Annotated in this window: 17 protein-coding genes and 2 pseudogenes; 8 read left to right on the top strand and 11 right to left on the bottom strand. The window is 37.7% G+C overall.

What is annotated here, in order from left to right:
* Nucleotides 1-97 precede the first annotated feature (97 nt).
* From NMK36_RS24030 to NMK36_RS24010, 5 genes are all read right to left on the bottom strand, one after another.
* On the bottom strand, nucleotides 98-1,702 hold the full coding sequence (locus NMK36_RS24030; RefSeq protein WP_254174805.1) for an iron uptake porin: 1,605 nt from the start codon (nucleotides 1,700-1,702) through the stop codon (nucleotides 98-100).
* 168 nt (nucleotides 1,703-1,870) lie between these two features.
* Complete coding sequence (locus tag NMK36_RS24025) at nucleotides 1,871-2,455, bottom strand: hypothetical protein (protein ID WP_254174804.1); 585 nt, start codon at nucleotides 2,453-2,455, stop codon at nucleotides 1,871-1,873.
* Between the two features lie 70 nt (nucleotides 2,456-2,525).
* Nucleotides 2,526-6,350 carry a PAS domain S-box protein gene (locus tag NMK36_RS24020; RefSeq protein WP_254174803.1) on the bottom strand — a complete coding sequence of 1,275 codons (3,825 nt, stop codon included), beginning with the start codon at nucleotides 6,348-6,350 and terminating at the stop codon, nucleotides 2,526-2,528.
* A gap of 375 nt (nucleotides 6,351-6,725) precedes the next feature.
* Complete coding sequence (locus NMK36_RS24015; protein ID WP_072718137.1) at nucleotides 6,726-7,682, bottom strand: glycosyltransferase family 2 protein; 957 nt, start codon at nucleotides 7,680-7,682, stop codon at nucleotides 6,726-6,728.
* 16 nt (nucleotides 7,683-7,698) lie between these two features.
* Entirely contained in the window at nucleotides 7,699-8,718 is a 1,020-nt protein-coding gene (locus NMK36_RS24010) for an Npun_R2821/Npun_R2822 family protein (RefSeq protein ID WP_072718138.1), read from the bottom strand.
* Nucleotides 8,719-8,779: 61 nt separating this feature from the next.
* Here NMK36_RS24010 and NMK36_RS24005 point away from each other — a divergent pair, with 61 nt between their 5' ends.
* From NMK36_RS24005 to NMK36_RS23995, 3 genes are all read left to right on the top strand, one after another.
* Entirely contained in the window at nucleotides 8,780-10,012 is a 1,233-nt protein-coding gene (locus NMK36_RS24005) for a glycosyltransferase family 4 protein (protein WP_245824189.1), read from the top strand.
* Between the two features lie 28 nt (nucleotides 10,013-10,040).
* Nucleotides 10,041-11,708 (top strand): hypothetical protein, encoded by a 1,668-nt coding sequence (locus NMK36_RS24000; RefSeq protein ID WP_139294991.1) that lies wholly within the window; start codon nucleotides 10,041-10,043, stop codon nucleotides 11,706-11,708.
* Between the two features lie 152 nt (nucleotides 11,709-11,860).
* Nucleotides 11,861-12,895 carry a hypothetical protein gene (locus tag NMK36_RS23995; RefSeq protein WP_072718141.1) on the top strand — a complete coding sequence of 345 codons (1,035 nt, stop codon included), beginning with the start codon at nucleotides 11,861-11,863 and terminating at the stop codon, nucleotides 12,893-12,895.
* A 15-nt stretch (nucleotides 12,896-12,910) separates the two neighbouring features.
* On the opposite strand, the pseudogene NMK36_RS23990 reads toward NMK36_RS23995, so the two are convergent.
* From NMK36_RS23990 to NMK36_RS23975, 4 genes and pseudogenes are all read right to left on the bottom strand, one after another.
* Nucleotides 12,911-13,291: pseudogene (locus NMK36_RS23990) on the bottom strand (AvaI/BsoBI family type II restriction endonuclease); the annotation flags it as partial.
* A 16-nt stretch (nucleotides 13,292-13,307) separates the two neighbouring features.
* On the bottom strand, nucleotides 13,308-14,420 hold the full coding sequence (locus NMK36_RS23985; RefSeq protein WP_254172743.1) for an IS630 family transposase: 1,113 nt from the start codon (nucleotides 14,418-14,420) through the stop codon (nucleotides 13,308-13,310).
* Nucleotides 14,421-14,480: 60 nt separating this feature from the next.
* Nucleotides 14,481-15,056, bottom strand: a complete 576-nt coding sequence (locus NMK36_RS23980) for a type II restriction endonuclease (RefSeq protein WP_254174801.1) — start codon at nucleotides 15,054-15,056, stop codon at nucleotides 14,481-14,483.
* Nucleotides 15,053-16,492, bottom strand: a complete 1,440-nt coding sequence (locus NMK36_RS23975; RefSeq protein ID WP_254174800.1) for a DNA methyltransferase — start codon at nucleotides 16,490-16,492, stop codon at nucleotides 15,053-15,055. The genes NMK36_RS23980 and NMK36_RS23975 overlap by 4 nt, the downstream gene beginning before the upstream one ends.
* Nucleotides 16,493-16,702: 210 nt before the next feature.
* On the opposite strand from NMK36_RS23975, the gene NMK36_RS23970 reads away from it, so the two are divergent.
* Together NMK36_RS23970 and NMK36_RS23965 are read left to right on the top strand one after the other, a co-directional pair.
* Nucleotides 16,703-17,806: a GGDEF domain-containing protein gene (locus NMK36_RS23970; RefSeq protein WP_072718143.1), complete on the top strand. Its 1,104-nt coding sequence runs from the start codon at nucleotides 16,703-16,705 to the stop codon at nucleotides 17,804-17,806.
* 240 nt (nucleotides 17,807-18,046) lie between these two features.
* Nucleotides 18,047-19,477, top strand: a complete 1,431-nt coding sequence (locus tag NMK36_RS23965) for a sensor histidine kinase (RefSeq protein WP_072718144.1) — start codon at nucleotides 18,047-18,049, stop codon at nucleotides 19,475-19,477.
* Here the strand turns inward: NMK36_RS23965 and NMK36_RS23960 are convergent.
* Nucleotides 19,428-20,273 carry a PHP domain-containing protein gene (locus NMK36_RS23960; RefSeq protein WP_072718145.1) on the bottom strand — a complete coding sequence of 282 codons (846 nt, stop codon included), beginning with the start codon at nucleotides 20,271-20,273 and terminating at the stop codon, nucleotides 19,428-19,430. The genes NMK36_RS23965 and NMK36_RS23960 overlap by 50 nt on opposite strands.
* A gap of 120 nt (nucleotides 20,274-20,393) precedes the next feature.
* Between NMK36_RS23960 and NMK36_RS23955 the strand changes: the two genes are divergently transcribed.
* From NMK36_RS23955 to NMK36_RS23945, 3 genes and pseudogenes are all read left to right on the top strand, one after another.
* Nucleotides 20,394-21,089 (top strand): hypothetical protein, encoded by a 696-nt coding sequence (locus NMK36_RS23955; protein ID WP_072718146.1) that lies wholly within the window; start codon nucleotides 20,394-20,396, stop codon nucleotides 21,087-21,089.
* Nucleotides 21,090-21,159: 70 nt separating this feature from the next.
* Nucleotides 21,160-21,582 (top strand): annotated as a pseudogene (locus NMK36_RS23950) (tRNA-(ms[2]io[6]A)-hydroxylase); the annotation flags it as partial.
* Between the two features lie 22 nt (nucleotides 21,583-21,604).
* The gene (locus tag NMK36_RS23945) at nucleotides 21,605-22,090 is read left to right on the top strand and encodes a GNAT family N-acetyltransferase (RefSeq protein WP_072718148.1); all 486 of its coding nucleotides are present in this window, start codon (nucleotides 21,605-21,607) and stop codon (nucleotides 22,088-22,090) included.
* A gap of 65 nt (nucleotides 22,091-22,155) precedes the next feature.
* Here the strand turns inward: NMK36_RS23945 and NMK36_RS23940 are convergent, their stop codons facing one another.
* A complete protein-coding gene (locus tag NMK36_RS23940) occupies nucleotides 22,156-22,581 on the bottom strand; it encodes a hypothetical protein (protein ID WP_072718149.1) in 426 nt (141 codons plus the stop codon).
* Nucleotides 22,582-22,731 lie beyond the last annotated feature (150 nt).

The raw sequence follows: 22,731 nt of genomic DNA, 5'->3' as shown, positions 1-22,731 counted from the left end.
TAACCTTAGAAAGTCAGGTTATCTCAACTAGCTTAATATAGGCAGGAACAGACAAACAAGAGCATTCTACCTATCAACAGCACATTTTAATCAGGATTTAAAATGTAAATGTTGTTCTAACAATACCAATAACCGCATCATCATTATTATTATTTTGGGCAGGTGCTGTTAACCAAATTAACCCAGGAGTGATGGCAATATAATCATTTAATCGATATTTATAAAACGCTTCAATATGAAAAGGTACATCGTTAGCCGGAGGAGGATTATCACTGCGATAGGGTTCTGCACCAATGACTAAACCCCCTAAATTGCCTTCTTTACCAATATCAGGAAAAGCCAAGCCAACGGCATAATACCAAATATCAGCATTCCCATTTCCCGGAGAATTTTTAGCTTGGGTATAACCTAAATAGGCATTCATAGCAAAATGGGGACTAAATTGATAAAACCCTTCTAATCCATAGGAATTGGTGATCATGTGGGGAAAGGGTTTGTTAGCTTCCAAGGTTCCAACTAAGGGAAACGTAGTCCCAAAATCAAAAATTGCACCCCTATTTTTGTAGGCATTCACATAGGTTAAACCGATACCAAATTTAGGTTTTGGACTCCAACGAATTTGGGTTAAAGCGGTATATTCACCATTGAATAAACCTTCTCCGTTTCCAGCATTGCGAGCATTACTCGCCAAATAAGCTAAACTGAAAATCCATTGGGGATTAAGTTGGTAATTAGCCGCCATTCCTGCGCCTCCCCCAATTCGATAAATAGGACTTGATGAGGCAAATTCTGATAACGCCCGACTTCCACTGGTTCCACTGTCCAGAAACGGACTCAGGGTAGGGGCGAGATCGAATAATACACCACCAGTGGCGATCGCATTAACGGAGAGTCGGGAATTAACGGGAAAGGAATAAGCAAGACGACCATTGCGAATCTCATCATTGGGATAAGTGAGATTAACGGTGGTTAACCCCTCTGCGGAACCGCCGGGTAAAGCTAATTGAGGAGCATTTCCCCCAAACATCCGAAAATAGAGGGTATCTTGACCCGTAAAACTGGTTCTAAAGTTCAGTCGCACTCGATGTTGAACCACTGGAATATTATTACCATCTACTAATCCACTAAACCCATTAGAGAAGGTCGTAATGGCTTCCCCAGTGAGTTTTGTTGTGGTGGAAAATTGATTGGCTTCAACTTCTGCTATACGAGCTTCTAAGACAGTTAAGTGACCGTTTAAAACGCTAAGTTCAGCCGCAAATTGTTCTTGTAGTTTTTGCAGAAGGGTTAAATCTTCCAACGAGATCAAATGTCCTGTATTCGCTGCGATTACCTCATTAATCCGAGATAAACAGGCATTCAATCCGGCAGCAAATTCAAATCGAGTTAAGACGCGATCGCCTTGATAACGATTATCCTCATATCCAGTAATACAGCCATAGCGTTCCACCAAAGATTGCAAAGCTTGAAAGGCCCAATCCCCCGGATTCACATCCGATAAATAAGAAACTGAGGTAACATTAAATACCCCATCATTCGTCTCCGTATTATTGTCAAGATCAGCAAGTTCGATTTGTTCCTGAATGCTTTTAGTCGCATCTATTGGGGGTTCCGGTGCTGCTAAAACTGTTAAATAGCCATTCAGTCCCATCGCCAAACTCATCGACCCTATCACCACTTTCTCAAAAAATCTATATCCCATTTTTGTTGACTATTGACTGTTAACAGGTGTGGAACACGCATCTTGCCTGTTCAGTGGGGTTTCAGGTTTCACCAAAGGAGTGTCTATTATCTCTCCTCTTCCCCCTGTCTCCCTGTCTCCCTGTCCCCCTGTCCCCTTGTCCCCCTGTCTCCCTGTCTCCCTGTCCCCTTATCCCTCCTCAATGGGGGGTAATTGAGGTAAGGGTTGTTGAGTTTCAGGAAGTTGAGGAATAGAAGACGAATACTCGGGCTGATTTGCTATTAACGTCGGTAACACAGTGGTTGTAGATTGAGGTTGATTTTGGGCTTTGGTGAGTAAATCAACCGTATCGCCTAAAGCCGTTGTTAAGCTGTTGCGAGTATCCAGGTGGGCAGCTTTTTCAGCTTCTAAGGCTTCCATCAATTGATGAATTTGTTCACGAGAGCGATCGCGTTCTAACATTGCTTCAATTAATTTAGCTTTCACCTCATCCAAGGTTTTTAACTGATCCATTTCTTGGCGAACTGCGACCCGCACCTGTAACTCATTCGGAAGCGGAGATAAACGTTGCCATCGTTCTAATTCTCCCCGCAGTTCCCCCACCTGTTCTAAATACCGTTGGGCTTCTTGGCGTCGTTGTTGGGCTTCGATATTGTAGCGTTGTCGCCATTGGTCAGAACTTTCGATCGCCGCATTCAGATCCCGTTGGGTTTGTGCCAACTGTTGTTTCAAGCGTTTAATTTCGTCTAGCCACTGTCGAACATCCTGGGTCATAGAACTTAGGGAAATCACAAATCGAGCAACTTATTATCTTAAGATTTTATCGAATTGCGGGTAAAGTCTGTTAAATCTGATTCAAATACTCGTCAATATACACTTTCAGGGTTTCTAAATTCTGTTCAATTTTCGTGATCAGTTGCGAACACAGAGAAAGGTTCTGCTGTTGTGTCGCATTTTCCAATTGATAAGCCAGTTGAGAAATAATTGTTGCTCCCACATTAGCGCTAGAACCCTTGAGGCGATGAGCATATTGTCGGAGACTCGCAAAATCTTGATCTGTAAGGGCTATTTCAATCTGACTAAAATCTTGATGGGTGCGATCTAAATAAACCGCTAATAATTTTTTCTGAAAGTCTTTTTTTCCGCCAGAAATTGTTCGCAAACGTTCGACATTCAAAGGCGTTTGATCCGCAGAACTAGAAGGAATTTTTGCCTTCGTTAATCCTGAAGTTCCTAAAATTTGGGGTTGGTGACTTTTAGAATGAATGACCTGAGCCCATTTCATTAAAACCGCTTCTAAATCTTCGGGTTCAACGGGTTTACTCAGATAATCATCCATGCCAGCCGCGAGACATTTTTCTCGATCCGCAGGTAAAGCATGGGCGGTCAGCGCAATAATAATCGTATGACGACGATCATGTTCTTGTAATCTTAATTGTCGAGTTGTTGCATACCCATCTAAGAGGGGCATTTGACAATCCATAAACACCACATCATAGGTTTTCTGGCTCAAAATTTCCAAAGCTTCCTGCCCATTATTAGCTAAATCTGCTTCATATCCTAATAAACTCAATTGATTTAAAATCACCTGTTGATTAATGGGATGATCCTCGGCTAAAAGAATCCGTAAGGGGGTTTTGGGTTGGGTATCTTTTCCCTGACGATAGGCGGAAGCGTCTTGACGTTGTTGTTGTAAACTAGATGAAATTTGATTCGCCATTGCAGTCAATAACGCATCAAATAAACGAGACGCTCTGACGGGTTTAATTAAATAACTCGCAATTCCTTGCTGTAACATTTGTTCAGCGAGATCTCGTTGATTCATCATGGTCATTAAGACTAATTTAGTTTGGGATAAATTGCGATCGCGACGAATCACGTCCGCCACATTTTCCCCATTTCCCCGTAATAATTGTTGATCAAAAATTGCCGCATGGTAAGGTTCCCCTTGAGTCGCTGCTTGGCGCAATAAAGTTAATGCTGATTCTCCATTCATGGCTTCATCTAACTGCATTCCCCAGGATTGAGTTAAATAGCGAATGGCTTGACGAATGGTAGCGCTACTATCAACAGCTAATAGCTTTAAATTCATTAAACTCGGTGGAACTAATCGATTTCTTGTCGCTTCTCCCGTCAAGAATTGAGCCGTAAACCAAAATGTTGAGCCTTGACCTAACTGACTTTCAACCCCAATTTCACCCCCCATTAAATTTACTAATTGCTTAGAAATTACTAATCCTAATCCGGTTCCCCCATATTGACGAGTGGTGGAAGCATCCAATTGAGAAAAACATTGAAAAAGTTTTTCCTGACCTTCAGTAGAAATCCCAATTCCAGTATCGGAAACTTCAAACCGTAATAACGTCATTTTAGAGGTACTCGAAAGTTGCTTGACCCGCACCACAACTTCTCCCTGGGAGGTGAATTTTATGCCATTTCCTAATAAATTTAATAAGACTTGACGCACGCGACCCGGATCTCCGCGTAACGGGCGGGGGACTTCCAAATCAACAATAATCGCAAGTTGTAACCCTTTTTCTTCCGCTTGAGTGGCGACTAAATCAATCACGGTTTCTAAACAATTTTCTAAATCAAAATCTAAGCTTTCCAGCTTCATTTCTCCGGCTTCTAATTTAGAAAAATCCAGAATATCATTAATAATCGCTAATAAATGTTCCGCACTCATACGGACACTTTGAACAAAATCCTGTTGTTTAGGAGTTAATTCTGTTTTTAATAATAATCCCGCCATTCCCATAACTCCATTCATCGGAGTACGGATTTCATGACTCATATTTGCTAAAAATTGAGACTTAATTCTGGCATTTTCTAAAGCCGCTTCCCGTGCTTCTACTAACTCATCAATTCGATCCGCCGCAATCACAGCACCACCGATTTGTTCATTCGGTTCATACCAAGGATGAATCGCCCAGCGAATAATACCTTTTGTGCCATCGGCATCATAAAACACATCTTCAGCACTTGAAATAATCTCCCCTTTTAAAACCTGTTTAAACGCTTTTTTCCAGGTATCTGGCATTTTAGGAAAAGCTTCTGGGTAGGGAGATTTAAGGGGGGAAGACTGTTGTTTTAATCCAACCAAACCAAAATCAGAAAGCCATTTATCGCTATAGGCAATGTAACCCATTTCTCGATCAAACATTGCCATTGCAACGGGAGCATGGGTAATAATTTGTCGCAATTGTTGACGTTCTCGTTCAATGGCATCTTCTATTTGTTTTCGTTCGGTAATATTTCGACCTGTTCCATACATTAATCCACTACTAGCAACCCGAACACAATTCCAAGCAATCCATTTATAGCTATTATCTTTACATCGTAATCGGGTTTCAAAAGAAACAATCAAAGCTTCTTGGGTATTTTCATCACTAATAGTTTGTTCAACAAAACTTAAATCATCGGGATGAACCAGGGATAGAAAGGAGGTTTGTAGCAATTCTTGAGGAGTAAAACCAAGAATTTTTTCCGCAGAAGGACTGACCCGCTTTAATTTTCGATCTCGGTTGGCAATCATTAAGAAATCAACGGATAATTCAAAAAAGCGATCGCGTTCTAATTCTAATTCTTTCCGAGATGTAATATCTTCAATTACCGTAATCCCATAGCGTTTTTCTTCCCCTTGCCAGTAGGGAGATCGATCTAACCATGACCCTAAAGAAACCGTTAAATTAATCCAAACAATTGAACCATTTTTCCGAAGATAGCGTTTTTCAATTGAATAACTAGGAATTTCTTGATCAATGAGCTTTTGAAACAAATATAATTCAGCCTCAGCATCATCAGAATGGGTAATATCAAATAACTTACATCTTAATAGCTCATCACGGGAATAGCCAACAATATCACAGAATTTTTGATTAACTTTTAGCCATTTTCCAGACAGAGAAATATGGCCAATTCCGACAGCAGCTTGTTCAAATGTATCTCGAAATAAACGTTCTTGGGCATGGGTTTTAGCAATTTGCATAGCTAATTTTTGATCTAATTTCTGCATTAAATAAATGGCAAATCCTGAGCCAATTATACCCATCCCTGTGACAACAAACATGGAAATCCAGATCAATTTTGTTTGCTGATTTTGTAGACTTCTGCCAAGTTCGAGTAGACGTTCTTCTTCACTAATAAATTGATTAATATCTTGACGAGTAATCTGCATTTGTATCCCCGTCTTTTTTAATAGATTTTGTAAAAACAGCGACTGGTTCGGCGATGGATTAGGAGATTGAGTCGTATTTAAGTAAAGTTTTAAGAGTTCTTGGGATTGATTAATAGCAGTTTCAATCTTTTGAATTTGAGCGGTTTGATTGGACTTCTCGGCAACTAAATCTTTAAGTTTTTTGATAGAGGATGGTAAATTTTTTAAGGTTTCTTGGTAAATGTTTAAATAATGCTTTTGACGAGTTAACGCATAATCTTTAACCCCCATTTCGGCGGTTAAAACTTGAGTCAATAACTCTTGAGCTTGATTACGCACAAGATAACTATGGCGGACTCCATTTCTCGCCTCTTGGCTTTGGTACTGAAAGATCGCAACAATCACCAAACCAATGGTTAAACTTGATATGGGAATTCCAATAATTAGACTGGCGCGATAACGCTGAATAAACTTCAGCCACTTAGGTAAGGAATTAGTAAAATCTGTGTTCATATTTTATAGCAGGGAACAGGGAACAGGGAGAAAAGGAGTTTAAAGTTCTGGCGCTGATTCTATGTTATCCCTAATGTTTCGATATGATTCCTATGACCATTCCCATAAATCCATCAACGAATAATGCTCTCTACAAAAACACCGCTCAGAAGCGAGAGCGGTGCATAGGGGGTGTTATGGGTGTTATCTACTCAAAACAATAACAGATGGGAACTCGGCTTGGAGTACAAGTATGTGCTGGTTTGCAAATTGTCACAAGTCCTAGGTTGTCTGTCGTCGCGTAAATATAGGGATGTAACTTATGTCTTCTTCATTAAAACCCTAGAAAAGATTTAAGAAATCATTCAAGGGTTAACCGGGTCAAAATCCGATCTCCTAAACACCATTATTTTTTAATTGTCGCAACTGTTTAAAGGTATATTGTCTTAGCTTCATCGGTAAAACTGATAAAATCAATGCCATTCCCGCTTTAAGATGGGAGTGGGATTTTCCCCGCCAAACCAATTTTTGTCCGGTTAGAGTTTCTCCCACTTCAATTAACCGTAATCCTAATAATAATTGTGTTTCAATTAAACGGTATTGACGAATTGATTCGCAAGTTGCAGAATCAAATTTAAAGTTATTTAAATAATTTAATTTATCCCGTAAATAGGGAATAGCTCGCTTGATTGCTTTTTGTTCCTCATAAACCCGATATTCCATTAATCGTTTTGGTAAATAATATCCTAATTTTCCTGCTAAAGCTAACCGGACAAATAAATCATTATCTTCACAGTTCTGTAAATTAGGACGCATGAAATCTACATCTAATAACGCTTGACGACGAAATAAGGTCGCTCCTATCTGAAAACTTTGTTGAATAAAAACGACTTCTAATAAATTCTGAACAATTCCTTCTGTTAAGTTGGTTCTTCCCCAGTGTTGAGAGTTTTGTTGAGTTGAGGCTTCATCTCGCTGAGTATTGATATCAATAATCCAGTGATCGGTTCCGACAAAATCTATTTCAGGATTTTGGTCTAAAATTTTAGTTGTTTTTTCTAAAAATTCAGGAGTCAGGCGATCATCATCATCAAATTTAATAAAATATTCCCCCGTTGCCACTTCAAAACCTGATCGCATATTATTACTTTTCCCGATATTTTTAGGATGACGAATATAATGAATCCGAGGATCGGAATATTGCGTTATTAATTCGGGCGTTCTGTCAATTGATCCATCATCACAAACGATTAATTCCCAATCGGAATAGGTTTGTTGTTGAACACTTTCAATGGCTATTGGTAATAGGTGACAGCGATTAAAAGTTGGGATACAAACGATAACTTTTGTCATAAGTTGCTCATGGGTACTACTGATATATTTTTTGGAGTTTTTGCATGGCTTTTTTAATCTTGCGATTGGTTTTTTGCAACAAACTCGGCGGTTTCAAAACTTGAGGTTTTAGTTCAGGTTGCTTGAGAAAACGATAGTGTAAAAATATATCTTGATAACGGATCTTAACATCTTCCCCTTGGCATAATCTGGCAAAATCAGCCGAAGAATAATTCATATAATGAATTCGATGAATGGGTTTCAATCCATCTTGATTATAAAGAATATTATTAATATTGACAAAAGCATCCGCATCGGCACAATTTCCGGTGACTTCTTGCCCATTAGGGCTTCTAGTAAAGTTAAAAAGTTTGAAGTTTCTTGCAAAGGTGATGTAGATTGATAACGCAGCACTCGACCACCAAAATTTAGGTTGTAACCATTCGATTTCTCCTTGATCAATGGCTCGTTTTTTTAAATCTTCTAACTGCTCAACGCTAAATACACCTTTTTGAGAAGCAAAAAAACTATCACAGTGTAATCGAGGACGGATTTCAGGTTCTGTGAGTCCGGTTTTCTGTTCAATGATTGATAAATCAAGTGGGGTAACTTCTCTGGGTTTTTGATGTTCCCAATCATCTAAAATAAAATCGTACTCGTTGAGTTTTTCAAAGACATCATCTACGGATTTCATCGCTAAACTATCCGCATCAAAAAATACAAATTGATCAAATTTTCCATTAAAAGATGCCCATTTTCTCTGAAGAGGACTTTTATATCGGGCTGGACGGAGTTGTCTTAAATCCTTGGCTCTGGAGTAAGATTCCCAAACTTGATTAGCAAAATCATCCCATGCTTCTAGTACAATTGTATTGTCAAATAAAGTTACATTTTCTCTGAGACTGATTTCCTGTTTGACTCGTTCAAGACGATGATCGTAAGGAATCACGCAAACTGGAATATCAGGACTAATATTAACCTCAATACTATTGAGTAAAGCAACTAACTGGTCAAAAACCACATCATTTGCTAAAGTGTAAATGCCAAGAGACTGCATTTATTAACTCCTCGTGTTTCTCAAGCTCTTAACAATTTAAACTAAGGTTTCAGTAAATTCTATGATGCCAGATGATTCTCTAAATATTTTAATGATTTCTTCAACATTCCCCTATCCCCCCAGTCGAGGCGGAACCGAGATTAGAACGTTTAACTTGCTGAAATATCTACATTCTCACCACAATATTACCTTAGTCACCCAACGACATCCAGGGGTGAGTAATCAGGATGTTGAAGAATTGCGTCAATGGGTCAGTCAACTCATGGTTTTTCCCCTTCCTCCAGAGCCTGGTTCTTCAGGAGTGGGTAAAGTGGGACGGTTTTTAAATTCCTTAATAAAAAGTACGCCTCCCAATGTTCTCTATCGTTACTCCAAAGAGATACAAACTTGGATTGATCAAGGGGTTCAACAAGGCAAATTTGATGTCATTACTTGTGAACATAGTGTTAATGAAATTTATATTCGACCGTCCTATTTAAACCAAGTTCATACCGTTGTTAATATTCATAGTTCCTTGGTCGGTTGGACTCGTAATCATTTAGAAATGGGGGCTTCTCCCAATCCTCAACGCGATCGCATTTACTTAAATTTACTCTTAGAACGGTATGAAAAACGCTATGCTGCGAAATTTCATGATTTAGTCGTGACCACCGACGATGATGAAAAACAGTTTCAGGAGTTTAACCCTCAAGGTCAAATTCATGTGATTGCTAATGGCGTTGATTTAGAATTATTTCCCATGCGATCGCAAGATCCCAATAATCATAACCTCGTCTTTGTGGGTGCGATGGATGCTTCCCATAATATCGATGCGGCTCGATTTTTTAGCTTAGAGGTTTTACCCGTTTTACAAAAACGCTATCCTGATACAACCTTTACCATTGTAGGAGCAAGACCTGTACCAGAGGTTCAACAATTAGCCAATTATCCTGGTGTAATTGTCACTGGAGGCGTTCCGAAGGTGGTGGATTATTTACATCAAGCAACGGTTTGTGTAACCCCCTTACGCAGTGGATATGGGATTAAAAATAAAACTTTAGAAGCAATGGCCGCAGGAGTTCCGGTGGTCGCCAGTGACCGAGGCTTAGAAGGATTAGCCGTTGATGGGCCGAATGATCCCCATCGAGCCTTACGCGCTAACTCCGTTACTGAATATGTGGAAGCCATTAGTCGATTGTTTGAACATCCTAACCTCCGACACCAATTGTCGCAAAATGGGCGATTATTAATTGAAACTGAATATACTTGGGAACGAGCCGGAGAACTTTATGAACAAGTATTGCTCCGCCGTTAGTATAACCCCATCTTACTTCTGAATCTTCATGATGAATCCTTTAGAGACAGGTCATCAACCCTCTGCGCGAAAAAAGAGTCAACCCCTAAAACCCCAGGCTAAACCGGGGAAACCCCAGGCTCCATCAGGGTTACAGCGTCGTCAAATTCGACGTTCTCAACAAGCTGTTTTGGCTTCTGGGAAAAAATCATCACCCAACGCCTTAAAACCGTTGGTCAAGCGGGGAGGTCAACCGTTATGGATATTGTGGAAAAAATGGATCGCGGATGGGGTTGCCTTTACCTTATTGTTAGGAGGCTCAACTTTAATTGGCGGATGTGCTTGGTTTAGTTATCAACTGATTGTTAATCCTGATGTAGGAATTTGGCTGAATCAATTTTTACCCGCTTGGACACAAATTCCTCTGCAACGCCGGGACTCAATTCAAACCTTAGAAGAAATTAGTCAAACGCTGAAAAAAGAGGGGTTAATTGCGGGCAAATCTTTTGCCTTACCTCAACTGAATTCCCCTAACTCCGTAGCCAAAAATCAAGCTGCTTTATTGCCTCTTCCCTCGGCATTTGTTGCTTCAAAAACCTGGGTTCAAGAGTCACCCGATCTATTAATTCCAGTGTTAAAAACTCGCAAATCTAGTGTGACTCATCCTTGTGAAGGAGTGTGTCAGGAAATTGTGCAATTGCGACTTTATCAAGCGGTGCAAATGCCTTATCAACGACCGGGTACCACTTCCTATTATCGCTTAACTCAACAACTCGATACTCAAGGCCCAGCCGAATCTTTTGTAATTGCATCCTTAATTGGAACTGAATCTAATCAACAAGGTTCTAATAAGCCACTTCCCTTAACTCGATTAACTCCATTTAAAGGCAAAATTCCTCAAATGGGACTTTGGTTTAATCTCAATAGTGAGCGAGTCATGGGGGACAAAATTGTTCCCTACGGACAGATTATTCATTACAATCCCAATCACCATCATTTGAGTATGATGTTGGAGTGGAAAAGTGCCGCCGGACAGCAACCGATCTGGCAGGAAGTTACGGGAGGAAAAGACCCGGAATTATTAATTGAACAAACCATCGGCTTAGAACCTCAGTTTAGTATTTATCAAGTTCAACCCTTTAAATTTATTCCAAATCCGATTCAATTAACGGCTATTTCTTTAGATGAAGTCTTCTTAGATAATTATAATTATCGACAAGCTTTACGATTAGCTAGAAGTGGGTTATGGTCGCCGGCATTAGATTTAATTAAACCCTTGAAAAAAAATATTGTTTCTGGAAATCAATCTTCTTTAAAATGGTCATCCGCCGTTCAAGGGCAGTTAGATTTAATTGAATTTCATGCTAAAATTACAAAGGCGCAAGCCATTGCAGCCTGGGCTAGTCCTAGTCAACAAGTTTTAGCAAGTTTAATTGATGGACGCTGGAGTGAGGCGTTAGAAGTGTTAAAAAATAGTCCAGGAAATCAACAAGAAATCGCTAATTTATTAAGATCTAATGGAGGACGGATTAAAAATCGTCTTAATGCAGCTTTATTAGAACAACCCGATCAACTGGATTTAAAAACCTGGGGTGCTTTAATGATTGCGGCGGAAGAGGGAAGAAATGAAGCGATCACTTGGTTAGATGAACAACCGGAAACTAATCAAAAAGACCGCCAAGAGATTTTAGAATTACTATTAAAATCAATCGAATAAATTTATCGGGTAGGGTGTATAAATATAGGGCACACACGGCTTAATTCCTATCTCATAAAACTGGATTTGACGTTTGATCCTTGATCGATAACGTCAGAGGTTGCCTAATTGTGCAATAATGATCCGGCAGTCTCCCACTAAGTGTGCGTCCGATGGCCGACAGTCCCCAAACCCCCGATGAACTTGTCCAGGTTTTAGCTGAATTTCAGGATCTGCATTTTGAACTTCCTGATCCAGAAGCGGAAATTCCTGAATTGGATTTTGAACACCAAATTGATGTCGCTTGGAAAGTTTGCGATCGCTTCGATTTGCAAACCGAAATTTGGCGAGGTAGAATTTTAAGAGTAGTTCGTGATCGCGAGAAAAAAGGTGGCGAGGGACGAGGTACAGGGTTTTTAAATTGGTTAAAAGAACGGGAAATTAGCAAAAGTCAAGCCTACGCTTTAATTGAATTAGCAAATAGTGCGGATACTTTATTACTTCAAGGTCATCTTAACCCGGATGCGATTAATAATTTTAGTAAACGAGCTTTCGTAGAAACTGCAAAAGCACCCGCAGAAGTTCAACAAATGGTTAGTGATGCAGCGTGTAAAGGCGATCGCATTACTCGTCGTGAAGTCCGACAATTAAATGATGAATGGACGGCGATGAGTTCTGATTTAATTCCTGATGAAATTCGGGAAAAAGCAACGGAGGGTTCCATGCCGCCTCGGTATCTTGCGCCATTAGTTCGAGAAATGGAAAAATTACCCGAAGCACACATTACAGAATTGCAACGGGAAATGGTAGAAAATCCTGATGTTGATACGATTAAACAGTTAACATCGGAAGCAAAAAATTTATCGAAATATTTAGATGCTGCGGCTCAAGTTCAAGCGTTAAATCAGTCTTCGGTGGATATGGAAATGGCTTTAGAAGAAGCGTTGCGAGTGGGATGTTTAAATACGGCTTCTGATTTAGTTAAACAAGCCACTGTTCTCGAACAAACGATGGTTAAATTGTATAGTAGTTGGAAACGAGTGGGCAGTTTAGCGGATCGATTATATGTGGATACGGGAGCAAGTACCCCCCATTTGCGATCGCTGTTAGGCTGTTTAGAACAGTTAGCAGGTCAAATTATTGAAGTGCAATTAGGGGATGGTAGTGAAGGTAGAATTCGCTTACAAATTCTATCGGATAATGATTAAAATAGACTTTTGATCCTACAGATGGCATATCCATCGACAGATAGAAACCATTTGTTGATCATTAGTCAGATTGGCTGCATTTTCTAATAGTTCATTTTCAAGTTGATGCCAAATTTCTCTAGCCATATTTCTTTCAATAGCAGCACCAATAAAAAAGGTATGGGGTTTAAGTTCTATTTTTGAGAATGCAGTGATAATTCGCTGTAACGCTGTTCGTGCTGTTTTCCAATGTTCATCTGCACCTGCTGGATCAATTCCGCCTTTGAGTTCTCCTAATGCAATATAACTGGAGGGTAATTGTTCTTTTTGAGTCAGTTCTTCTGGAGTACAATTCAAGATGCACAAATCTACATTATTACCTACTAAATTAACTTTTCGATTAAACATTAAAGTGCGGTAAGCTGTTGTGTATTTAAACTGTGATTATAGCATTACCTTTGTTTTTAAGTTTACGTCCCCATTTAATAGATAACTGTCCTTCATTTAAAAGCTGATGTAATAAACACTCTAGCTCATCAACTGATTTAAAGAGTCGATGAGCTATATATTCTTTAGCTGAATGCCAGACTAATTCAATTAAATTATAATCTGGACTATATGCTGGAAGAAATTCTAAATAGACATTCGGCATTTCTGCTTTAATTTTTTCTAGGTACTCTTCTTTTTTGTGAAAACTTGCATTGTCAAGAATAATCAGGATCTTAGCTCCTTTTTCTACAAATTCTTCTGCTTGATTTCCCGCTAATACCCATTCATAAATTAGCTCTTGATAAAAACTTTTTAACACTTGATAAAAATTATCTGCATTTCCTTTATCCAGAAATTCTACAAATCTTTTTTTATCCGAGTACCTCAATCCTCCCATCACATTAACTCTTCCTTTCCTCCTGTCTCCTCTAATCTGTTTCCTCTTCCCTTTTTTACACCAATTCTTTCTTTTTATCACTCTTAAATTAAATCCACTTTCATCCCAAAACCATACCTGTAATTGTTCTGGACTTTCTTTTGCTATTTTCAAATATTCTTCTATTTTATCTTTAAATAATTTTCTTTTTTCTGGATCTCTTTTCTCTTCTAAGCTATACTTTGCCCACAAATAAACATACTTTTTTTCCTTTAATATCTTTCTCACTTGTGAACTACTTAATTTGATTCCTGTGATTTGTTCTAAATAAGTTGCCAATCTTTCTCCTGTCCATCTCCCAAATTCATATCCTAATTCTTCCGGTTCTTTTTCTACTGTTTCTAATAATATCTCTATATATTTGTCTGTGGCTTTTCTATAATTTCCTTTCATTCTTTCATCTTTTAGGCTTTCTAATTTGTCAGGGTCTCCATGTACACACCAATAACATACTTTGTTTAATGAGCAGCCCAAAAACTTGGCAATTTCACTTTGCTTTTTACCATCATTTAGCAATAATAAAATCAAGATTCTTTCTCGGATTTGTCCATTTTCTTCCTCTTTCAATCTTTTCTGTAGTTTCTCTACTTGCTTTTCATTTAAATGATTTTTAGCAGGCATCTTTTGATTGATTTTTCTAAACTTGGTTTTTCATTATACCCTATTTAGATGCTTAACAGCTTATTCGAGTTCATGTTTCCAACTTAAACCTTTTAAATATAACTCGATATCAGAGTCATCTTCTAGCATTTGTATCCATTGATTTGTTGCAGAATGTAACCATCGATAAGATTTTCCTGAAATTCTTAATATAGAAATCAAGGTACGAATTAGTTTTCGTTGTGCTAGAATTCCGCCAGCATTCCGCATTGCACCACCTAATGTATCTCCTCGTGTTAGTAAAAATCTAAAAACTAACTCTTCTATAAAATTTGCTCCTGCGGGTTCTAAAAAGTTTTTAATTAATCCTTGAATGGCATCGATTTTATCTTGAATTTCTAAATATTTAATAGATTTATCCGAGAGTCCTGCTGCTGTTAGTAAAGCAGGTTGTATATCTATAATTGCTAAAAGATCCGTCGGTATTGTAGCCTGAGAAGCAAATAGCTTGAGGGTTCTTGCTTGTTCAATAAAAGGAGTTGCTCTCCGGTTTTTTTCCAAAGCTAAAGCAACAAAGCCTGATCGAGTTGCTTGATACTCTGTAATCAGATCCTCACTCCTCGTTAAATGTTGAAGATAGGTTTTTTGGGTTGTCATTTGCTTTTTCTCCAAATATAGATACACTTTCTTAAAGCGTCTCTCCCATGTAACCCCATTTGCTGACTACTGTTTCCTTTTGCATTAGGTAAGACTAAAATATTTTCAATATAAAATCCTAAATCTTCTGCAATTTTAGAGAGAATTAAATCCACAGAAATGCTGATTCCAGCATAGCGAACATTATCATTAACTAGAATTAGAGGTGCATGGGGTTTCATCACTCTACCACACTCCTGAATTACACAAGCCATTTCATAAAAATAACCTGTTATCATTCTAATAATACCATTATTATTTAATAAATTTTGTTTTTTTTGTTCTTGTAAATAATGTAAAATAGATTGTAATAATTCTTGATTACTGGTTACATCAAGAGCCGTTTTCCAACCTGGATTCATCTTTAATAAATCCTTGGCTTTATTTTCAACAGTACAACTTAGCATTTGTTGTCTAAGTTTTACCAGTTCTTTTTCATTCACCCCCAGTAATGCTAGTTCTAAAGCATAAGTTCGAGTATAGTCATAACGATTACAATAAGGAGGGGAAGTAATGACAGCATCATAGACATTTTCAGGTAAGGTAGGTAGAATATCTAAACAGGAACCGTTATAAAGTTTAAGTGTTCCTTGATCTGGATTCGTAGAAATAGAAAAAAGTTCTAATTGTTGACTAGAAGGCTGAATATCTTGAATAATTTCATCTAATTTATTAGCAATGGCTTGTTCAAAGTTAAGAATTTCTCCTTTATTAAAAGGGGTTTTACCTTGTTTATGACTTGAACGATAATCCCATCGCAAATATTGACCATCTTTACGAGTATAACTGACTTCTTCTAATATACATAATAAAGCAAAACATAACACAGTTTTTACGGGTTCAGCTTCTAGCTGTAAAGCACCCCTATATTTTTCAATTGAGTCTTTTGTTTCTTCAGGATAAGCACCTTTTGTAATTCTCAATTCCAATAAAGGATCTAACTCTTTTGTTTCTAACCAAGGTTTTTTAGCTTTCCAATATTCAATTCTTGATAAATCTTCTTGAGTTAAATCACAATCAATAATTTTTCGACTCTTAATAATTTCCTGACCAATCGGAAGTAATTCAACCCCATCTGTATTAAGTCCATGAGAATTAGCTGCAAATAAAGTTGTTCCACTTCCTGCAAAAGGATCTAAAATATTACCTTGATTAATCTGATATTTTTTCAGAAAGTATTCAACGAGAGGAACCGAAAAGGCTTCTTTATATTTAAAGCAACGATAAAGAGCTTTAGTTTTATTCGCTTGAAAACTAACTAGAGTTCTACTTAATTCTGGTTTTAAAAATAATTGTTTTGAGAAATACTCTTTCAGTTGAAAATCTAAATCTATAATTTTATCGATACTAGATGAATGTAAGTTTTTACAATTGTGAGAAAGGGGTTCTATTAACACAGGTGTATTAGTTAAAAGTTCAGTAAAACTATTATTAATACTATCACAAAAATCCAAATAATTCCAGTTTAAGCTTTATCTGAATGGAGGTTGACAACTACCATTATGCTAGAACTTGGTTATGATAGAGAAGAATGAATCTGATCTGGGAGTCTGAGAAACCTGATCTACTTCAGAACATCATATCTTTACAAACAACATCAACATTTTATGCTAAGTTCCAACGGATTTGATTTATACAACTTGTCCTACCCTATCACTTCTACTCCCTATGCTGACTTATCATCAACCCTTCAAAATCAATACTTATATGATTTTCAAGTTGATGTTTCAGAAATTGGAGGAGTTATCGCTAAATCCTTTAATTCTAATCCTTCATTACCTGGGGTAATTTTGACCGAAAATAAAACCTTTTTTGGTATGATTTCTCGACGACGATTTTTAGAACGATTAAGCCGTCCCTATGGGATTGAACTATTTTTCAACCGTTCTTTAAAATTGTTGTATCGTTGGGAAAAAAAAGACATTTTAATTTTGCCTGGTTCCACTCCAATTTTAGAAGCGACTCAAATAGCTTTACAGCGCTTACCTGATTTAGTTTATGAACCCATTGTTGTCCAACTTGCACCTCAAACCTATCGACTGATTGATATGTATCAACTGTTACTTGCTCAGTCAGAAATTCATCAATTAGCTCATCAAGTTTGGCAAGAATTATATCATGAATTACAAATCCAAGCCAGCTTAGATGGATTAACTCAGGTCGCTAACCGTCGCTTTTTCGACCAATATTTTGAGCAACAATGGTTACAACTTAAATCCACTGAATTTCCACTTTCTCTAATTTTTACTGATGTGGATTACTTCAAAGCCTATAATGATACCTATGGACATCATGCTGGTGATGATTGTCTCAAACAAGTTGCTCAAGTGATTGCACAAACCTTGACATCAGATCAAGGTTTAGTCGCTCGATATGGAGGGGAAGAATTTGTAGTTGTTTTACCCAAAGTCGCCCAAGAGCAAGCTATTTTAATTGCTCAGAAAATGCGAAATAATGTTAAAGCAATTCAGATTCAGCATCAAAGTTCTTCCGTGAGTTGTTATGTCACTATCAGTTTAGGAATTGCTACTGTAGAATTTGGTAATTCAGAAATCATTAGTAAGATTAAAACACCAGGTGATTTAATTATTGCAGCCGATCAAGCATTATATCAAGCTAAAAATCAAGGACGGGATCAGGTAGTCTGTTCCAGTATGAAACATCCTTACTTTTGGGCTTTAAGTTCCCAAATTTCCCTACAAAATTCCTAGAAGACTAGCAAAATAGCTAAAATCAACACTCAATCCTCTTTTGAACCAGGTCTTTTGGGTTTAGGGACTATTCAGCACTGATTAGTTTAAAAATAGGTAAAAATATTAATAATAGGTTAAATTAAAAAAATTCGCTTCAAACTATAAATTATAGAATAAAATAGAATAAAACGCTTTCAGGGTTAAAAAGCATCCCTTATCCTATCAATTAAGCTTTAATCAATTACCATTAATATAATTATGGTCAATCTCCACGCTATGGAAACGCCATCCTTACCCCTTGCTTTCTCATCTATTCATAACTTAGAGCTAGAATCTACTCTCCAAGATCTCTCTTTGTATGATGTTCAAGTTGACATCAAGGAACAGGGAATAATTCTCGCTAAAAAGTTAGAAGTAAACTCTTTAATTCCTGGGGTAATTTTAACAGAAGACGGTCAATTTACTGGGATGATTTCTCGACGGCGATTTTTAGAACAGTTAAGTCGTCCCTACGGGCGAGAATTGTTTTTACAACGTTCTATTCGTTCATTACAACGGTTTGCTCAAGCAGAATTATTAGTATTACCTGGAAATACTTTAATTGTAGAAGCAGCCCATAAAGCAGTACAGCGATCGCCTGAATTATTGTATGAACCCATTGTGGTTCAAGTAACTGAAAATCGGTATCAACTTCTCGATACTCAACAGTTATTAGTTGCTCAATCTCATATTCATCAATTAACCACTGAATTATTGCGTCAGCAAGCTCAATCTCAACTGATTCAAACCGAAAAGTTAGCCAGTTTAGGAAAAATGGTGGCTGGAGTAGCCCATGAAATAAGAAACCCAGTTAGTTGTATTTTAGGTAATTCTGGCTGTCTATTGAATTATTATCAAGATTTAATGAAGTTGATTAAAACCTATGAGGAAAATACTGAAAAACCTTGTGCTTTGATTGATGATCTCAAAGCCGAAATTGATTTTGAATTTCTACAACAAGACTTAGGAGAAGCGATTAAAAGTATTCTAGTTAGTTCAGAACGTCTGAGTCAACTTGTCAATAGTTTGCATAGTTTTTCGCACATGGATGGGAATCACCGCCGAGAAATCAACATCCATGATTGTATTGATGGGACTTTATTGATTTTAAAAAATCGCCTAAAACAAGGAATTGAAGTGATTAAAAATTATGATGATATTCCTTTATTTAAGTGCTATTCTGGTCAACTGAGTCAAGTGTTTATGAATCTGATTTCTAATGCGATTGATGCGTTAGAAGATGGAAAACAAAACGGTCAAAAATATCCTAGAATTGAGATTGATACTCAAGTTAAAATGCTATCTGAAGATCAAATCTATCCGGCTCGGTTAGCTCAACTTTCTCAAGAAAATCGTTTATTGTATTCTTTCCCAACTTACAAAAAAGCAATTGACCAAGATATTCTTGAGATTGATGTTAACTCAGAATGGCTATCAATTCGGATTCGGGATAATGGGAACGGAATTCCCCTGGAAATTCAATCTCGAATTTTTGATACCTTTTTTACCACAAAGCCAGCCGGAAAAGGAACCGGATTAGGATTAGCGATTAGCTACCAAATTATTCGGGAAAAGCATGGCGGTCAACTGAATTTTATTTCTACCCCAGGTATGGGGACGGAATTTGAGATTTTATTACCGCTTCTTTAAGATTATAAGCGGTTTGTTTAATCGGTTCTAATAAATTCAAGGATAAATTAAATAGATTTAAAGCCGTCCCTCCCCCATGATAATCACTCCCCCCTGTTTTTAATAAACCGTAAGCTTCACAGAGTTTTTCTAATCGTTGAATTTGGGAGTCACTATGATGAGGATGATACACTTCAATCCCCATTAATCCGGCTTCTAATAATTCCTGAAAGACCGTTTCAATCTTTCCCCCTTGGTATAAATAAGGATGCGCCCAAACCGGAACTGCGCCACAGGATTTTAACAGTTGAATTCCATCAAGACTCGAAAATTTGTCATATTGAACAAAGGCAGGTTTATGTTCTCCTAACCAGCGTTCAAAGGCTTCTTGGGGAGACTGAACATAACCCGCTTTTACCATTGCTCTTGCAATATGGGGACGGGCTGCTGCAACGCCTTCTCCCATTGCTTCTAACTCAATTGGATAACCAAGTTGAGCTAGTTTTTCTAGGATTTGATTGGCTCGATTTTTACGTCCATTTAAACGTTCTTTGAGGGGATTTTCAAGTTTATTTTTATCGGGATAAAATCCTAAAATATGTAACGATCGTTCATTATAAACCGTTGATAATTCAACACCCGGTACAATTTCAATATTATAGGATGCTGCCGCTTGAAAAGCTTCTTCCCAACCGGATAAAGTATCGTGATCTGTAATCGCTAAAGCTTTCACTCCGGCTTCTGCGGCGGTAATCACCAATTCAGTTGGGGTGAGTTGGCCATCGGAGTAGGTTGTATGACAGTGAAGTTCTAACATTGGTGTAATCAAATCTCTAGGGAACTGCCTGTTTTGAGTATAGTCCGGCAAATCTCGGCTTGGCTCTTGATCCTCTGAAAAGAGTTTGTTAAGATTTATGAAAATTATTAATTTTTTTACATGAGCTTTTTTCATCCCACAGAACCCATCATCCGAAGCAAACAGAACCATATCGACATTCAAGACTTAAAAGGATTATTAAAAATAAACTTAAAATTCGGTAATATTACGTTGTTATCGAGCTTTTACACCCGAATTGACCAGGTTTTCTTACTCTGGGGCTGGATTTCGCTGATTATCTTTATTATTGCTCAGTTTTTACCCATTAGCTGGATTACCCAAGCTTACTGGTGGTCAATTCTAACGATTGTGGGCACTGTGGGAATGATAGCTTTAAGCCATTATTGGGTACAAGTTGAACGATTGACTTGGATGGTTTATTGGTGGGCGGTGTTAATGGTTTTGGGTGTGGGTTTAACAAATTTAGGGATTTTTTGGGGCTGGTCAGAGATTTTAATGAATCTTTGTCCCCTCTGGTTAGGGTTGTGTGCATTAGGCTATTTAGGAACAGGAATTGGATTGCATTCTCGTGCTTTTTTAATTGCCGGATTAATCCATTTATTGGGTATTTTTATATTGCCTTATTTTATCGGTTGGCAATTTTTAATGAGTGGTTTAATTCTGGGTGGAACTTTATTATTTTTTGCAGAAGTTCAATGGGATATGCGATCGCAAATTGAATCCTATTTACTGACGGCTGAAGAAATTGCGTTCAACCAAGAACAACATCAACGCCGACAAATGCAGAGTTTATAGCCGATAAATAGGAGATATTATCCCTATTGCTTATTTCCTTAACCGAATCGTTAAATTATCGGGGTTACAGCTTAAAGAATTAACCGAAATTGCTAAAGAAGAATTAGAACATTTTGAACAAGTCAATCAATGGTTAGAACGGCGAGGGGTTCCCTTAGCACCGTTATCTGCACCGCCTTATGGTACTCGTTTAAATCAACAAGTGCGACGGGATGAACCCCAACGAATGTTAGATTTATTATTAGTTTCGGGATTAATTGAAGCCCGAAGTCATGAACGATTAGGGTTATTATCTCAATCTTGTCCTGATCCTGAACTCGCTAAATTTTATCGCGGATTAATGGCATCAGAAGCGAGACATTATGGCATTTATTGGGGATTAGCGACGACCTATTTTGAGTTAGAAATAGTCACAAAACGCTTAGAGGAATTAGCGACTGTAGAAAGTGAATTATTATCAACATTATATCCCGAACCGAGAATTCATAGTTAAAACTTTGTCTCTCTAACTCCCGATGAATATTCAATATCAATCCTTTTTAATTCGAGATTGGCAACCGCAGGATCGAGAAACTGCGGCGAGTTTAATTGCTTCTGTTTTAACGGAATATGGTTTAGGATGTGAACCCTGTGGCGCAGATATAGATGTGTACCAAGTGGAAGAATATTATCAACAGAAAGGGGGAGAATTTTGGGTAATAGAAGAGAATCATCAATTAGTGGGAACCGCAGGGTTTTACCCAATTTCGAGGGGAAATAAGGCGGTAGAAATTAGAAAAATGTATTTATTACCAGAGGTGAGGGGAAAAGGATTAGGAAAATTTTTATTATTAGAGTTAGAACGGGAGATTAAAGCAAAAGGGTTTCAAGAAATTTGGATAGAAACAGCAACAATATTAAAAGAAGCTGTCCAACTTTATGAACGTTATGGCTATGAACCGACAACAGGAGTGGAAACAAAACGCTGTGATTTGGTTTATAAAAAAGTTATTAATTCATGAGTTTTACAGTTTAAATCTTCTCAGAAAGGTGGGGATTGAGGCGTAAACGCCTCATTACCAATTAATTAGGGATTAGACTTAAAAAGTTCAAAAATTTGCCGACAGAAGAGTTTTAATTTTTCAGCAGATTCAGGTTCCGGTTGAGTTTGACCGACAAAATTCCAATTTTCAATCGTGGAGACTTTCCACTGTTGTCCTTGATGGTCATATCCGGCTGCTTCGACACCGATCACACGGCGTGTTTTATCCACAGGATCATGATAAAACCGAATTTCAATTAAAATACAACGACTTTGTAACAACCGACTGCGACCCGGAAAGTGAAAACCGATGTCAATCGAATCAGGATCAACCAGTTCCCTTGTTTCTGGGTCATTTGTCCACGGTTTGAGATCCACCCGCGCATCAGGAAATTGAACTTTAAATAAATTGACAACCGATGCGATTTTGCTGGCAATTACCACGTTATTAGCCTGTTCAGCAGCGTTCACGAAACCACTCTCCTCCAAAATAATACTCTGAGTGCCTTTAATTAACTTATGTTAACTACAGATGATTGATTACAGACTGTTAACGGTAAACACTCCCCAGAGAATCTTAAAATTTCAATCAAAAGTCTACTTTTTACAAAAATTAACACA

It is taken from the genome of Planktothrix pseudagardhii, from assembly GCF_904830925.1.
Taxonomy (GTDB): Bacteria; Cyanobacteriota; Cyanobacteriia; order Cyanobacteriales; family Microcoleaceae; genus Planktothrix; species Planktothrix tepida.
This window is presented reverse-complemented; position numbering and strand designations above follow the sequence as displayed.